At 40.2% G+C, this 16,429-nt stretch carries 14 protein-coding genes; all 14 read left to right on the top strand.

Annotated features, from left to right (window positions below; genetic code table 11):
- Window positions 1-4: 4 nt before the first annotated feature.
- The 14 genes from pseB to wzzB all read left to right on the top strand — a co-directional run bounded on the left by pseB (window position 5) and on the right by wzzB (window position 16,425).
- On the top strand, window positions 5-1,003 hold the full coding sequence (pseB, locus tag OGX80_RS18605) for a UDP-N-acetylglucosamine 4,6-dehydratase (inverting) (RefSeq protein WP_115181425.1): 999 nt from the start codon (window positions 5-7) through the stop codon (window positions 1,001-1,003).
- Window positions 1,003-2,154: a UDP-4-amino-4,6-dideoxy-N-acetyl-beta-L-altrosamine transaminase gene (gene pseC / locus OGX80_RS18610; RefSeq protein ID WP_115181426.1), complete on the top strand. Its 1,152-nt coding sequence runs from the start codon at window positions 1,003-1,005 to the stop codon at window positions 2,152-2,154. Before pseB ends, pseC begins: the two co-directional genes overlap by 1 nt.
- On the top strand, window positions 2,155-2,850 hold the full coding sequence (gene pseF, locus OGX80_RS18615; RefSeq protein WP_115181427.1) for a pseudaminic acid cytidylyltransferase: 696 nt from the start codon (window positions 2,155-2,157) through the stop codon (window positions 2,848-2,850). It begins immediately after the preceding gene.
- The gene (gene pseG / locus OGX80_RS18620) at window positions 2,843-3,958 is read left to right on the top strand and encodes a UDP-2,4-diacetamido-2,4,6-trideoxy-beta-L-altropyranose hydrolase (protein WP_115181428.1); all 1,116 of its coding nucleotides are present in this window, start codon (window positions 2,843-2,845) and stop codon (window positions 3,956-3,958) included. Before pseF ends, pseG begins: the two co-directional genes overlap by 8 nt.
- The gene (locus tag OGX80_RS18625) at window positions 3,946-4,587 is read left to right on the top strand and encodes a formyl transferase (protein ID WP_115181429.1); all 642 of its coding nucleotides are present in this window, start codon (window positions 3,946-3,948) and stop codon (window positions 4,585-4,587) included. The genes pseG and OGX80_RS18625 overlap by 13 nt, the downstream gene beginning before the upstream one ends.
- Window positions 4,587-5,636 (top strand): pseudaminic acid synthase, encoded by a 1,050-nt coding sequence (gene pseI / locus OGX80_RS18630; RefSeq protein WP_115181430.1) that lies wholly within the window; start codon window positions 4,587-4,589, stop codon window positions 5,634-5,636. Before OGX80_RS18625 ends, pseI begins: the two co-directional genes overlap by 1 nt.
- A gap of 443 nt (window positions 5,637-6,079) precedes the next feature.
- Window positions 6,080-6,940: a lipopolysaccharide biosynthesis protein gene (locus tag OGX80_RS18635; protein ID WP_142757145.1), complete on the top strand. Its 861-nt coding sequence runs from the start codon at window positions 6,080-6,082 to the stop codon at window positions 6,938-6,940.
- Window positions 6,937-7,965 (top strand): CDP-glycerol glycerophosphotransferase family protein, encoded by a 1,029-nt coding sequence (locus OGX80_RS18640; RefSeq protein WP_115181432.1) that lies wholly within the window; start codon window positions 6,937-6,939, stop codon window positions 7,963-7,965. The genes OGX80_RS18635 and OGX80_RS18640 overlap by 4 nt, the downstream gene beginning before the upstream one ends.
- A 1,011-nt stretch (window positions 7,966-8,976) precedes the next feature.
- Window positions 8,977-9,741, top strand: coding sequence for a DUF4422 domain-containing protein (locus OGX80_RS18645; RefSeq protein WP_115181433.1), 765 nt, complete (start codon window positions 8,977-8,979; stop codon window positions 9,739-9,741).
- Window positions 9,738-10,883 carry a UDP-galactopyranose mutase gene (glf, locus tag OGX80_RS18650; RefSeq protein ID WP_115181434.1) on the top strand — a complete coding sequence of 382 codons (1,146 nt, stop codon included), beginning with the start codon at window positions 9,738-9,740 and terminating at the stop codon, window positions 10,881-10,883. The genes OGX80_RS18645 and glf overlap by 4 nt, the downstream gene beginning before the upstream one ends.
- Before the next feature lie 14 nt (window positions 10,884-10,897).
- Complete coding sequence (locus OGX80_RS18655; RefSeq protein WP_012131730.1) at window positions 10,898-12,334, top strand: undecaprenyl-phosphate galactose phosphotransferase; 1,437 nt, start codon at window positions 10,898-10,900, stop codon at window positions 12,332-12,334.
- 149 nt (window positions 12,335-12,483) lie between these two features.
- Window positions 12,484-13,890: an NADP-dependent phosphogluconate dehydrogenase gene (gnd, locus tag OGX80_RS18660; RefSeq protein ID WP_058669375.1), complete on the top strand. Its 1,407-nt coding sequence runs from the start codon at window positions 12,484-12,486 to the stop codon at window positions 13,888-13,890.
- Between the two features lie 238 nt (window positions 13,891-14,128).
- Window positions 14,129-15,295, top strand: coding sequence for a UDP-glucose 6-dehydrogenase (gene ugd, locus OGX80_RS18665; protein ID WP_047462643.1), 1,167 nt, complete (start codon window positions 14,129-14,131; stop codon window positions 15,293-15,295).
- Between the two features lie 146 nt (window positions 15,296-15,441).
- The gene (gene wzzB, locus OGX80_RS18670; RefSeq protein ID WP_115181435.1) at window positions 15,442-16,425 is read left to right on the top strand and encodes an LPS O-antigen chain length determinant protein WzzB; all 984 of its coding nucleotides are present in this window, start codon (window positions 15,442-15,444) and stop codon (window positions 16,423-16,425) included.
- The last annotated feature ends 4 nt before the right edge of the window (window positions 16,426-16,429 follow it).

The raw sequence follows: 16,429 nt of genomic DNA on the forward strand, positions 1-16,429 counted from the left end.
AAACATGTTTGATAATAAAACTATTCTGGTAACTGGTGGTACGGGGTCTTTTGGTAATAAATTTGTTCGAATGACATTGGAAAAATATAATCCGAAAAAGATTATCATTTATTCTCGTGACGAAATGAAACAGTGGGAAATGGCGAAGCATTTTAAAGATGAAAGCCGTATTCGTTTCTTCATTGGCGATGTTCGCGATAAAGATCGTTTATACCGTGCATTAGATGGTGTTGATTTCGTCGTCCATGCAGCAGCAACTAAGATTGTACCGACAGCAGAATACAACCCATTCGAGTGTGTAAAAACAAATATTAACGGTGCGATGAACGTTATTGATGCATGTATTGATAAAGGCATTGAACGTGTTGTTGCACTCTCAACAGATAAAGCGAGTAGCCCGGCTAATCTTTACGGTGCAACCAAACTGGCCTCTGACAAACTGTTTGTTGCGGGTAATTCCTACTCTGGTGCAACCAAAACGCGTTTTGCCGTTGTCCGTTACGGTAATGTAATGGGTTCTCGTGGTTCAGTCATCCCTTTCTTCCTTTCCATTAAAGATAAAGGTGAACTGCCTATTACTGATGATCGTATGACCCGCTTTATGATTACCCTGGAACAGGGTGTTGAACTGGTATGGCATGCTTTCAACGATATGGTTGGCGGTGAGATTTACGTGAAAAAAATCCCATCAATGAAAGTTACCGATGTTGCTACCGCTGTTGCCCCGGATGCAACTCAGAAAGTCATTGGTATTCGCCCTGGTGAAAAACTGCATGAGCAGATGATCAGTGCGGAAGATGCACATTATACCTATGAATACCCAGAACATTTCAAAATCCTGCCTGCTATTCACAACTGGTGTGACTCTCCTGAACGTATCAAAGACGGTAAGAGAGTGCCGGAAGGGTTCGTGTACGAGAGCGACAGCAATACGGAATGGATGAGTATTGAGGAACTTCGTCAGTGGATTGATGATAACCGCGAAAAAGTAGGCAATATCTGATGAAATTTATCCCTTATGGACGACAGGATATCTCTGATGAAGATATCAATGCAGTTGTGGACGTATTGAAGTCAGATTTTTTGACCCAAGGACCATGTGTACCACAGTTTGAGCAAGCTATTGCAGATTATGTCGGTGTTAAACATGCCGTTGCTGTGAACAGTGCGACCTCTGCGTTACACGTTGCTTGCCTGGCGTTAGGCCTGAAGAAAGGTGACTGGTTATGGACGTCTCCGAATACGTTTGTCGCTTCGGCTAATTGTGCTTTGTATTGTGGAGCCAATGTTAGTTTTGTCGATATCGATCCGCAAACCTACAATATGAGTGTGAGCGCGCTAAAAGCTAAATTGGTTACTGCTAAGGCTAGCGGCGTATTACCAAAAGTTGTTGTTCCTGTTGCTTTCGCTGGTCAATCATGTGAGATGGAAGAAATTCATCAACTGTCTAAAGAGTATGGTTTTGCCATTATTGAAGATGCATCACATGCAATTGGCGGTAGTTATCAGGGTGTTAAAATTGGTAATTCTCGTTTTGCCGATATTACGATACTGAGCTTTCATCCGGTAAAAATTATAACGACAGCAGAAGGCGGCATGGCGCTCACCAACTGTGATTCCCTGGCTGAAAAATTACAGCTTTTTCGTAGTCATGGCATTACCCGCGATGGTGATAAAATGACGAAAGCCACGGAAGGAGGTTGGTACTATCAGCAGGTTGATCTCGGTTTGAATTATCGTATGACCGAATTGCAGGCTGCTTTGGGTGTGAGTCAGTTAAAACGTATTGAGGATTTTGTTGCCCGTCGGCATGAATTGGCAAGACGTTATGACGCGGCGTTTGAGGGAGTACCTGTTTCCACTCCTCTTCAATCACCAGGTGGCTACAGTGCTCTGCATCTTTATCCTCTGACGGTTAACGATCCAGCACAGCGTAAACCGCTTTTTGACTACCTGCGTGATAAAGGAATTGGCGTTAACGTCCATTATATCCCTGTTCATACTCAGCCATATTATGAACAACTCGGACATAAAGCAGGCGATTACCCGATTGCTGAGAACTATTACTCGCGCGCAATCAGCATTCCGATGTACTCGACACTTTCTGATGAAGAGCAGAATTACGTTATCAAATGTATTCGGGAGTTCTTTTAAATGAATGTGGCAATCATTCCTGCGCGTGGCGGTAGCAAGCGTATACCACGTAAAAATATTAAAGAATTTTGTGGGAAACCAATGATTGCCTGGTCCATTGAAGCCGCTCAGCAGAGCGGCGTCTTTGACCGAATCATTGTATCAACAGATGATGAAGAAATTGCTGAGGTCGCGCGTAAATATGGTGCGGAAGTGCCGTTTATGCGGCCTGCTCATATTTCTGATGATTTTGCTACAACAGTTGATGTCATTCATCATGCCTTGGATGAGTTATCCCAAAGTGTATGTATTGATTTTGTCTGCTGCATCTATGCGACCGCCCCCTTTCTTCAAGGCCAGGATTTGGAAAAAGCATATGAAAAGCTGCAGCAAAGCGATTGCGATTATGTTTTCTCTGCAACATCTTTCCCATTCCCGATCCAGCGAGCTGTTTATTTAAAGCCAGATGGAAAGGTACAGATGTTCCATCCTGAAAATGAAAAGACACGCTCTCAGGATCTTGAACCTGCTTACCATGATGCCGGGCAGTTTTACTGGGGCAAACCTGAGGCATTTATGAATCGAAAAGGTTTCTTCACGTCAAAGAGCTTGTTAGAAATCCTCCCCCGTGAGCGGGTACAGGATATTGACACTCCTGAAGACTGGGTGATTGCTGAAAATCTTTTCCAATTACTTAAAGCTAAAATTGATGGCTAAATATATAGCGTTTCGTGCTGATGGAAGTGTCGATACAGGGATAGGCCATATCAAAAGGTGCTTATCTTTGGCTCAAAAATTTATGAGGGAAGGTTTTCAGGTTCTCTTCATTTCCCGAAGTCTGACACCAGTGCTTGAAGCCGAGATAAAAACATCAGGTGCTGATTACATCAGGATCCCCACTACGTCAGAGCGAGAAAACAGATATTTTCATTCAGCCTGGCTTAATGGAACTGAAAGTGATGATGCCTCCCTCTCCAGAGAGATATTGGTGAAATATGGTTGCGAAAGTAATAATGAACTTAGCTTAATTGTTGTCGATCATTATGCGCTTGGGAAACCATGGGAAACTGAACTGAATTCATTGGCACCTTTGCTGGTAATTGATGACCTTTGTGATCGTTCGCATCACTGTAACTGGCTGATTGACCAGACTATCGGTCGCCAGAAAGGGGATTATCTTGCATTAGTAAATAGTGATTGTCAGTTACTATTGGGGCCTCAATTTTCCCTGTTAAGGGATGAATTTTCTCAATGGAGACCAAAGTCATTAACACGGCGAAAAGATATCCAACATGTAAACAATATTTTGGTTACGTTGGGTGGTGTTGACAAAAACAACAAAAGCCTAATGACACTTTCAGCACTTGAAAAAAGTCATTATAGCGGCAAGATTACACTTATTGTTGGCTCTGGGAATCCTAACTTATATAGTTTAGAAGACGCCATCTCAAAATCACTTAATAAAATTAGATTAGTTATTAATTCTGATAAAATGTCAGAGGAAATGACTGACGCTGATCTATGCATTGGCGCTGCTGGTACGACCTCGTGGGAGAGGTGTGCATTAGGATTACCTACAATAAATTTGGTAATTGCCAAGAACCAGGAAACTATCGCTGAGAACTTAAGTCAAGCTGGCGCTGCAATCAACTTTGGACTCCTGGAAAACGAAGACGATATATTAAGGCTTAAGAATTTGATTGATCATCTTATAAGTGATGTCGCAATTTTAAAAAAATTGTCTGAGGCTTCTTCTCAAGTCTGTGATGGCACAGGGTTGCACAGAATTTATTCTACAGTGAACGAGAAATTATGCTTAATGTAACGTTATTGTGTAGTGATATCGAACACCCGGTATATGTTTACCTCAGTACGTGGCAAGAGAGAAATAAAGATAATTATAATATTGAATTAGTCACCAGTGTTGCAGATATTAAAAATGCAAACGGTGTTCTATTCCTTATATCTTGTTCTGAATTTATCAAAAAAGAGATTAGGGAGCGATTCGAATATACGTTAGTTCTTCATGCTAGTGATTTGCCACAAGGACGAGGATGGAGTCCGCATGTATGGGATATCTTAACCGGGAAAGACCGTATAGTTTTATCTTTGCTAAATGCTGAATCAGGTATAGATACGGGAGACATTTGGAGAAAAATTCATATACCTCTAGATGGCACTGAGTTATTTGATGAAATTAATGAAAAATTATTTGGTGCGGAAATCGAATTGATTAATTGGTTCTGTCAAAATTATAAAACAGCGACGCCGACCTCTCAAACTGGAAACCCGGATTATTACGAAAAACGGACGCCTGAAAACAGCGAGTTGGATACTGATAAAACAATAAGAGAACAATTTAATTTGCTTAGAGTATGTGACCCTAATCGGTTTCCTGCTTATTTCATCATTAATGGTCAACGATACAATATCACAATTAAAAAGGTTAACTAATGAATAAGTTTATTGAAATTGCCGGGCGTAAAATTGGTGCTGACTTCCCTCCATATATCATTGCGGAGTTGTCAGCAAATCATAATGGCGATATTAATACTGCTTTCCGGTTGATCGAGATAGCTAAAGAAAGTGGCGCTGATGCGATCAAAATTCAAACTTATCGACCAGATACAATAACAATTGATTGCAACAAAGAAGATTTTCAGATTAAAGATGGCCTGTGGAAAGGAAAATCTTTATATCAGCTTTATGAATGGGCACATACTCCATGGGAGTGGCACCAGAAGCTTTTTGAGAAGGCTAAAGAAGTTGGTATCACGATGTTTAGTTCTCCTTTCGACTTCACTGCTGTTGATCTTCTGGAAGAACTGGATGCCCCAGCTTACAAGATAGCCTCATTTGAACTCGTTGACTTACCTTTAATCCGCTATGTGGCAAGTAAAGGAAAACCGATGATTATGTCAACGGGTATGGCGGATGAACACGAAATCCAGGAAGCTATAGACGCTGCGTACGGTGCCGGGTGTAAAGAACTGGTTGTTCTGCATTGTGTCAGTGGTTATCCGGCTCCTGCCGAAGATTACAACCTTGCAACCATACCCGATATGGCAAAACGGTTTAATGTAATCACTGGTTTGTCAGACCATACAATTGATAACACCACTGCGGTTGCCTCAGTTGTTCTTGGTGCCAATATTATTGAAAAACATATCACCCTCGACCGCAATGGCGGTGGCCCGGATGATAGCTTCTCCCTGGAACCTAAAGATCTTGTAGCGTTGTGTCGCGATGCGAAGACGGCCTGGATGGCATTAGGTCGGGTGAACTATGAGCGCAAAGAAAGTGAAAAAGGCAATCTCAAATTCCGTCGCTCTCTTTATGTCGTAAAAGATGTGAAGAAAGGCGAAAAATTGACTAGTGAAAATGTTAAGAGTATTAGACCGGGGTATGGCATGGCGCCGAAGTATTATGATGATATTCTTGGCAAACATGCTCGAGTAGATTTGAAGTATGGAACTCCTCTTAGCTTTGATGTCATAGAATAAACATCAAGCCTCGCCGCTAATAATTTGGTGGGGCTATAATTTAATTTTACTATTATATATCAATGATGAATATAACAAAAAAATCACTTTTGATGCTGTCATTACGAGGGGCAACGTTAGCAAGCAAATTTATTCTTATTACATATTTAGCAAAGTATAGCTCGTTTGAAGTTCTCGCTGGATATTCATTAATATCAATAACGGTTTCATATTTTCTTTATATTTTAGGATTTGATTTCTATTCTTACTCATCCCGGGAAATTATTAGTAATACTTATTATAAAAGTTCCGGTATGATTTTTAATCAATTCTTCTTTTATATTGTAATGTATGTACTCAGTATCCCATTACTAATCGTTTTTTTTCAGTATAATATTATTAGTTCCGACTTGCTTTTTCTGTTTTCTTTTGTTCTTATATCTGAACATCTTTCCCAAGAGTTCATGAGGTTGATTGTTATTAATGGTCATGCGCTAAAGGCTAATTTTCAACTATTTTTAAGAACAGCCTCTTGGATTTATTTATATATTGCATATTCATATAATGATAGTTGTGTATCGTTAAATAATCTTTTGATTTTTTGGGCTAGTGCTAATGTTGTCGCTATTGCTTATTCATTAACCGAATTAAAATACACAAAATGGCGTGGAACTTCTTTTTGGAGAATTAATATTCCTTGGATATGGCAGGGTGTTAAAATAGCAATTCCTCTACTTCTTGCGACTCTTATGCTTAGAGCCATTTTTGTTAGTGATAGATATTTTTTAAAGTTTATGTCATCCACTCAAGATCTGGCTATATATTCATTCTTTAGTAATATGGCAAATGCGTTGATTGCATTTGTTGATGCTGCTGTTATTATGATTTTTTATCCTAAGTTAGTTAACGCATTCAACTCCAAAGATAATGAGAAATATAATTCTATCCTTGCGCAATTTAAAGTTAGTGTATTTAAAATAGGTGGTGGAGTTTTAATATTATTGTCTGCTTTTATGCCTGTGATGTGTTACTTTTTGGATAAAAAAGACTTTATGAACTCTATTGTTATATTTTATATTCTAATTTCATCCACATTTATATATTCCTTTGGGCTAATCTATCACTATGAGCTTTATGCCAGAAAGAAAGATAGGATTATACTTTATTCAACACTGGTGTCATTTGTTTTTGGTGTAGGGATGCAATATATTCTAGGTTACTTTTTCCAAAGTACTGGTGTAGCATGTGGTGTATTGTTTTCTACATTGTTGTTATTTTTCATGAAGGCATATTTTGTTAAATACGTCAAAAGGGTTTTGCTTTGAAATATCTTATTGATAGTGAAGTTAAAGAAGAAATTTATGAGATATTAGAACTTGAAAATATATATAAAGATTATTCTACTATAATAATCTGTTGCCCTGTAGGTCTCTTAAATGATAGCGATGAAGCAACTAAGTATAAATTAGTTCAATATCAACTCGGTAAGTTCAGGTTTATCAATAAATTAAAACAATTAGCTTTTTTGATTTACTCAATCGTGAAATATAGACCAGATATTGTTTTCTCTGGTTATCCTATGTTAAAACATAGGCTGGTAAATATATTTTCAGCCTTCAGAATTAAACACTATTCTTATTTGCGAGGCCTTTTTGCTGACTCGAAAAATTACAAAGGGTTTTCTGATCATTTGTATCTTATGTTAAAAAAATACCATTTGCCTCTGACTATTAATAATTTTCAATGCGATAAAATATTCACTATATCAGCCTTAAACATAAAGTTTCTTCTTGCAAGAAGCGCAAAGCAAGAGAACATTGAGCTTATTCCTCCGCCTTGGCTTGAAAAGATAAAAAAACAAAAAACCTTAAGTGGTAGTGATGCTATTAGCGGAGGCCATGTCTATTTTGTGACTCAGGCTTTTATGTCTCATTCTTGTAAGGCGGCAGCTGAAAGTCAGATAGTCTTTGCTACCGAATTACACGAGCATTTAAAGCAAAACGGAGTAGAATTGATTATTAGAAAACATCCAAGAGATTATACAGACTATGAAAAATATGGTTTTTCAATAAACAATATAAGTAGCTATGAGTTTATCCGAACACTCTGCCCGAATGATATATTAATTACACCATTTTCAACGATGGCATTTGAAGCAAGATTTTTTGATGTAAATATAATATTTTATTCTACATCGGATTTAGATGAGTTATACAAAAAAGTCTATTCTGATTTGAATATTACCCCATTTTACAATGTGGCTGAAATAGGAAGCGAAATTAGAGATTTTTATGGAAAAAGTAAACCGTTAAAGAATGTAGAAAATATATTCTATATTAATTCGGAATAAAGTGGAAATATATATTCTTTGACTCAGAGGTTTAATTTTAACATTAATTTTTACTTATCCTTTTTACTATGCAATTCCTGTAGTAGATACCAATTTTGGACATTTTTTTGAGGTACTGTATTTTGCTTTTGTTGATTTTTTGATATTGATTTATTTGTGTTGTTATTTTAACAAGTTTAGAATGGCAGGTTTGGGGGTTTTTATTACATTTATTATATGGATATGGCAATTTAATGGGGTGGATAATGTTAGACCCTATTTTCCATTCATCATATATTGATGATGGTGCAAGATTCAAAGGTTTTTCGTTAAGCCCTACACATTACTCCGTCTATGCATTATGCGGTGTAGTATTTGCGTTTGAGTTTATAAAGAATAATTTTACTAAAGTGTGTTGTATTATTATTTTGTCCTTCTTTATTTTCTATTCGGAAACGCGACTAGCTTTAGTTGTATTATTGGGGATCATATCTCTTTATTGTTTTTCTAAAATAGCGATGAAGCTAAAGAAAGTTATATCATTTGGTATAATAATTTTTTCTCGTTATCTTATATTGCATACGCATTAATTACTAAGCATACGACTATTTTTTTTAGGTGGATATGAGGGAGACGATGATAAATCTTATGAAGCAAGGACTCTTATTCAAGAACATATTTTTGATGCTTCAAATAATTCATCTTTAACTCAGTATATTTTTGGTCATGGTGCGGAGTCAGCTCGCAATATGTTAATTGATATCTATGGATATGATATCATGCCTCATAATGATTTTGTTAAATTATTTTATGACTTTGGTGCTATGCTATCGGTGCAATTGTTTTCTTAATTTGTCTTTACAGATACGAATAAAGGAATCTATTATCATTTTCTCTTTTATCTATTTATATAAGTGCATTTTATCATAATATGGCTTACTCTCTATTCGTGGTTGCTCTGTTAATTACATTGCCTACTACTTATACTCAAAAATTAAAAAATAAATATTAGTGTTGGATGGTAGTTAAGAAATGAAAATATTTATAGTGTCACATAAACGCTTTGATTTTCCAATTAATGAAAAATTCATGCCTATTAAGGTTGGTTTTGCGGATGAATTTATTGCTGAGAGTTTTGTACTGGACTCTTCGGGAAATAATATATCAAATTTAAACTCTTCATTTTGTGAACTGACAGCAGCCTACTGGATCTGGAAGAATTCTCAGGAAGACGTTGTGGGCTTGGCGCACTACCGCCGCTATTTCGCATCTTCTAAAAGTGATTTGAAGGTTAAGGGAAAGCGCATCGCATCACCAGAAGAGATGATGGCGTTGCTGAAAGAAGCTGATATCCTGATTGCCAGACCGAGAAATTATTACATCACATCGATTAAAAACCATTACATTCATGCCCACCATGAGTCTGACTACACTCAGCTTCGTGATGAGATTGCGTTACAGCACCCGGAATATTTGTCTGATTTTGACTCTATTATGGGTGGGACAAAAATTAGTTTGTATAATATGTTTGTTTGTAAAAAGTCATTGATCGATGAATACTTTGAATGGCTTTTCCCGGTACTTTTTGCGCTTGAGCAAAAAATTGACTACCAAAATTACGATGCTTACCAAAAGCGTGTTTTTGGTTTTATGGCAGAGCGTCTTTTCAATGTCTGGCTTCATCATCATCGCGAAAACTTGCGCATTAAATATATGCCAGTAGTGAATATTGATGGCGAAAATATTTTACTGAAAGGCATTGGATTATTAAAACGACATTTCTGGGGTAAAAAATGAAAGTTGCTATAGTGGGCGCAGGTATTTCTGGTGCGGTTATTGCGAGATTATTAGCAGAGGAAGGGATTGAGTCTGTTGTTTTTGACAAACGTTCTCATATTGCTGGTAACTGTCATTCAGAACGTGATCCGCAGACCAACGTCATGTTGCACGTTTATGGTCCCCATATTTTTCATACAGATGATAAAGAAGTTTGGGATTTCGTTAATCAGTATTCACAGTTTATGCCTTACACCAACCGTGTGAAGGCCATTTACAAAGGCAATGTTTACTTACTACCAGTAAACCTGCATACGATTAATCAGTTTTTCAATAAAACAATGCGTCCGGATGAAGCCCGTGCTTTCATCGAATCTAAAGCTGACAAATCTATTGTCGAACCGAAAAACTTTGAAGAACAGGCCATCAGCATGATTGGTCGGGAACTGTATGAAGCATTCTTTAAAGGCTATACGCGTAAACAATGGGGTTGTGAGCCGACGGAGTTACCAGCCAGTATTTTGAAACGCTTGCCGCTTCGTTTTAACTATAATGACAATTATTTTAACCACCAGTATCAGGGGATGCCCAGAGATGGCTATACCGATATGGTTGGAAAAATTCTTGATCACGAACTGATTGAAATAAGAACAGATACTGAGTTTTCAGCTACCGAGAGTGGGGCCTACCAGCATGTATTTTGGTCAGGCGCGCTGGATGGTTACTTTAACTTTAGTGAGGGGCGTCTGGGTTATCGCACGCTGGATTTCGAAAAATTCTCAGCAGAAGGTGACTACCAGGGAACGGCTGTTATCAACTACTGCGAAGAAAATGTACCTTATACCCGAATCACTGAGCATAAGCATTTCTCACCCTGGGAGTCACACGAAAAAACAACATGTTATCGTGAGTTTAGTCGCTTCTGCACCGAAGATGATATTCCGTATTATCCGATCCGTATGGTTAAGGAAAAAGAACTGCTCAATCGCTACCTGGATAAAGCGATGGAATTAAGCAATACCACTTTTGTCGGGCGTCTTGGTACCTACCGCTATCTGGATATGGATGTCACTATTCGTGAAGCTATTGATGTTGCAAATAAATTCCTTGAATGTCAAAAGAGTCAGGAGCCAATGCCTGTATTTAATATAAATCCTCGCTAACGTCAGGTGTTGTCATGGATACGGATAATTTTTTGAATAAATATAATCCATTGCTATGCAAGGTTTTTCTCGCAGCATCGGATTTTATATTTTTTAACTTATCACTGGCCCTCTCTATTGGTTGTGTATACTGGATTTTTAACGATCTTTATCGTTTTATCCCCGATGCTCAACTAGAGATGCGCATAATTTCTCATGTCATCCTGAGTTTGATATGTGTGGGATGGTTCTGGGTTCGGTTGCGACATTATTCCTATCGCAAACCCTTTTGGTTTGAATTGAAGGAGATTATCCGCACTATTGTGATCTTTGCTGTTTTTGATCTGGCGCTGGTCGCTTTTTCTAAATGGCAATTTTCTCGGTATGTATGGGTCTTTTGTTGGACGTTTGCATTAATTCTGCTGCCGCTTTTCCGAGCAATGACCAAACAACTTCTTAATCGTCTTGGGATTTGGAAGAAAAAGACTGTCATTATGGGTAGCGGAAGTAATGCAGTGGAAGCTTATTATGCACTGCAAAGTGAGGAAATGCTTGGCTTTGATGTTGTCGCATTTTATGACGAAGAGTGTACAGAGGCAACGCTACAGGGACTGCCGGTTCTTCAGGACCCCAATATTCTTTGGGAAATGAAGAAAACAGGCGATATTCATTTCATTGTAGCTTTTGAAATGGAAAACAGCGATAAGACCATTAACTGGTTGCGCGAACTATCGAAGAAGGACTGCCGTTCTGTCACGGTTATTCCGTCCCTGCGCGGGTTACCACTTTATAATACCGATATGTCTTTCATCTTTAGTCATGAAGTCATGTTGCTGCGTATTCATAATAATCTGGCAAAACGGACATCTCGTTTCCTTAAACGGACTTTCGATATTGTCTGTTCATCACTGATTATCTTAATTTCTTCGCCACTGCTCATTTATCTTTGGTACAAAGTTACCCGTGATGGTGGTCCGGCAATCTACGGTCATATGCGAGTAGGGCGTCACGGTAAGCTTTTCCCTTGCTATAAGTTTCGCTCAATGGTGATGAATTCGCAGGAGGTTTTACAAAAGCTCCTTGATTCCGATCCTGCTGCACGGGAAGAATGGGAGCGTGACTTTAAGTTGAAAAACGATCCGCGAATCACTCCTGTCGGTCGATTTATTCGTAAAACCAGTCTTGATGAATTGCCTCAGTTATTTAATGTGCTGAAAGGTCAAATGAGTCTGGTTGGCCCGCGTCCGATTATCTCTGAAGAGTTACCACGCTATGATGAGAATGTTGATTACTATCTAATGGCGAAACCGGGAATGACAGGGTTGTGGCAGGTAAGTGGACGTAACGATGTGGATTACGATACCCGAGTCTACTTTGACTCCTGGTATGTCAAGAACTGGTCGCTGTGGAATGACATCGCTATTCTTTTCAAAACAGTGAAGGTAGTCCTCCATAGAGATGGTGCATATTGATGTAGCAGAAACTGCATTTTATGTGCATTAAGTTCATTCTGAAGAGGACATCTATTGCTACCTTCTGGCCTCTAACCTGAGTTAACATGTTCTTCACTTTACTCGCCGCCATTTTACGGCGGGGTATCCACACCTGACAGGAGTATGTAATGTCCAAGCAACAGATCGGCGTCGTCGGTATGGCAGTGATGGGGCGCAACCTGGCGCTCAACATCGAGAGCCGTGGTTATACCGTCTCCGTTTTCAACCGCTCCCGTGAAAAGACCGAAGAAGTGATTGCCGAAAACCCAGGCAAAAAACTGGTGCCTTACTACACGGTAAAAGAGTTTGTTGAATCCCTTGAAACGCCTCGTCGTATCCTGTTAATGGTGAAAGCAGGGGCGGGCACTGATGCTGCTATCGATTCCCTGAAGCCGTATCTGGATAAAGGCGACATCATCATTGATGGTGGTAACACGTTCTTCCAGGACACTATCCGTCGTAATCGCGAACTTTCTGCTGAAGGCTTTAACTTCATTGGTACCGGCGTTTCCGGTGGTGAAGAAGGGGCGCTGAAAGGCCCATCTATCATGCCTGGCGGTCAGAAAGAGGCCTACGAACTGGTTGCGCCGATTCTGACTAAAATTGCCGCAGTTGCAGAAGATGGCGAACCTTGCGTGACCTATATTGGTGCCGATGGTGCCGGTCACTATGTGAAAATGGTTCACAACGGTATCGAATACGGCGACATGCAGCTGATCGCAGAAGCCTATTCTTTGCTGAAAGGTGGCCTGAATCTGTCTAACGAAGAGCTGGCAGAGACTTTCACTGAGTGGAACAAAGGCGAGCTGAACAGCTACCTGATCGACATCACCAAAGACATCTTCACCAAAAAGGATGAAGAGGGTAAATATCTGGTTGATGTGATTCTGGATGAAGCGGCGAACAAAGGCACCGGTAAATGGACCAGCCAGAGTTCTCTGGATCTGGGCGAGCCGCTGTCGCTGATCACGGAATCCGTTTTTGCACGTTATATCTCTTCTCTGAAAGAGCAGCGTGTCGCAGCGTCTAAAGTGTTGTCGGGACCTAAAGCGCAGCTTGCGGGTGACAAAGCGGAATTTATCGAGAAAGTCCGTCGCGCGCTCTACCTTGGCAAGATCGTCTCTTACGCACAAGGGTTTTCCCAGCTGCGTGCCGCTTCTGACGAATACAACTGGGATCTGAACTACGGCGAAATTGCGAAGATCTTCCGTGCCGGCTGCATTATTCGTGCACAGTTCTTGCAGAAAATCACCGACGCATATGCAGAAAATGCGGGTATTGCTAACCTGCTGCTGGCACCGTACTTCAAGAAAATCGCGGACGATTATCAGCAAGCGCTGCGTGATGTGGTTGCGTATGCCGTGCAGAATGGTATCCCGGTTCCGACGTTCTCTGCCGCTGTTGCCTACTATGACAGCTATCGCGCAGCCGTTCTTCCTGCGAACCTGATCCAGGCGCAGCGTGACTACTTTGGGGCGCATACGTATAAGCGTACTGATAAAGAAGGCGTTTTCCATACTGAATGGCTGGAGTAATTCCTGATTCGCATCAAAAGCCCGGTGATTCACCGGGCTTTTTTTTTTGTCCCTAATCTGATTGATTTATTTTTACTGCTTAATATTAACTTAATAATTAATGTTTAACCTGATAAAGAAAATCTGAATTGTTTTAGCCTTCATTGACACAATATTCATTCAGGCGTTAAAACTTTTATATCTTATCAGGATGTATAAACATCATGATGCATAATTAAGTTAATTCTGAGAGCGTGAAATGAAAATCACCATTTCTGGAACCGGGTACGTTGGTCTGTCAAACGGTTTGCTTATCGCACAGCATCACCAGGTTACCGCGTTAGACATTATTCCCGAACGTGTAGAAATGCTAAATGATCGGATATCTCCGATTGTTGATAAAGAAATACAGCAATTTTTAGCGTCCGGGAATATTAATTTTGAAGCAACCTTAGACAAGGTATCCGCCTACCAAAATGCTGATTATGTCATTATTGCAACACCAACCGACTATGATCCAAAAACAAATTATTTCAACACATCAAGTGTAGAATCAGTTATTCAGGATGTGACAGAGATTAACCCATCGGCAGTGATGGTGATCAAGTCAACGGTGCCGGTTGGCTTCACCGCAACGATGAGTAAAAAATTTAATACGCAGAATATCATTTTCTCCCCCGAGTTCCTGCGCGAAGGTAAAGCACTTTATGATAATTTGCATCCTTCGCGGATTGTGATTGGTGAACGCTCTGAGCGTGCGGAGCGATTCGCTGCTTTGCTACAGGAAGGCGCTATAAAACAGGACATACCAACCCTGTTTACCGATTCGACGGAAGCAGAGGCGATTAAGCTTTTTGCTAATACTTATCTTGCGATGCGCGTTGCTTACTTTAATGAACTTGATAGCTATGCGGAAAGTTTAGGACTGAATACCCGACAAATTATTGAAGGTGTGTGTCTGGATCCTCGTATTGGCAATCATTACAACAATCCTTCATTTGGTTATGGCGGTTATTGTCTGCCGAAAGATACGAAGCAACTTCTGGCGAATTATCAGTCAGTACCAAACAATATTATCTCCGCGATCGTGGATGCGAACCGGACGCGTAAAGATTTTATTGCAGATGCCATCCTGTCCAGAAAACCCAAAGTGGTGGGCATCTATCGTCTGATTATGAAGAGCGGTTCTGATAATTTCCGTGCGTCTTCAATTCAGGGGATTATGAAGCGTATCAAAGCTAAAGGTGTGGAAGTTATTATTTACGAACCGGTTATGAAGGAAGCGTCGTTCTTTAATTCCCGCCTTGAACGTGATTTGAATACGTTTAAACAGCAGTCCGACGTGATTATCTCCAACCGCATGGCGTCTGAACTGCTGGATGTTCAGGACAAAGTTTATACACGCGATCTCTTTGGCAGTGATTAACCTTCTGTTATTGGGGCTACAATAGCCCCTGATTGGCTATCAAAGTGTTTGAAATAATCCGTAAATTTTATCAATAATCCTATAGCATTAACGATGTTTATGACTACACTGTCTCCAGCTTAAGCATTTTCTTAGTTAGGGTACTGATGACAGTGAACAATAACAATGCTACCGGGCGCAGTAATGACCCGGAACAGATTGATTTGATTGATTTAATGATGCAATTGTGGCGCGGAAAAATGACAATCTTTGTGTGTGTCATTGTCGCAATTCTATTGGCTGTTGGTTACATCCTGGTAGCGAAAGAGAAATGGACCTCTACCGCCATCATCACCCAGCCGGATGTGGGGCAGATTGCCACTTATAATAATGCGATGAGCGTTTTGTATGGCGATAACGCTCCGAAAGTTGCGGATATCCAGACTGGCTTTATCGGTCGCTTTAGCTCCGCCTTTTCCGCATTGTCAGCAGCTCTGGATAATCAGGAAGAACCTGAAGAATTAACTATTACCCCTTCTGTTAAGGGTCAATCATTGCCGTTGGCTGTTTCTTACGTTGGAGAGTCTGCGGAAGGAGCGCAACGCCAGCTGGCAGAGTATATCCAGCAGGTAGATGAGAGCGTTGCGAAAGAACTGGACGCGGATCTAAAAGATAACATCAAGTTGCAGACAACTACGCTTGAGGACTCGTTAAAAACGCAGGAAGTGGTCGCGCAGGAGCAAAAAGATTTGCGTATCAAGCAAATTCAGGAAGCATTGCGTTATGCGGAACAGGCGAATGTGATAAAGCCACAAATTCAACAAACTCAGGATGTCACCCAGGACAGTATGTTCCTTCTTGGTAGTGATGCGCTGAAATCAATGATCGAACACGAGGCCACGCGTCCGCTGGTTTTCTCTGGCGCCTACTATCAGACCAAGCAAAATCTGCTGGATATCGGAAATCTGAAAATCGAAACCGCATCCATTCACGCCTACCGTTACGTCATGAAGCCGACGCTACCAATTCGTCGTGACAGTCCGAAAAAGGCAATTACACTGGTTCTGGCGGTATTGCTGGGCGGGATGATTGGTGCGGGTGTGGTGCTGGGACGTAATGCGTTACGTAACTATAAGCCGAAAGCGCATTAATTTA

The organism is Citrobacter sp. CK194, assembly GCF_030333395.1.
Lineage (GTDB): Bacteria > Pseudomonadota > Gammaproteobacteria > Enterobacterales > Enterobacteriaceae > Citrobacter_B > Citrobacter_B koseri.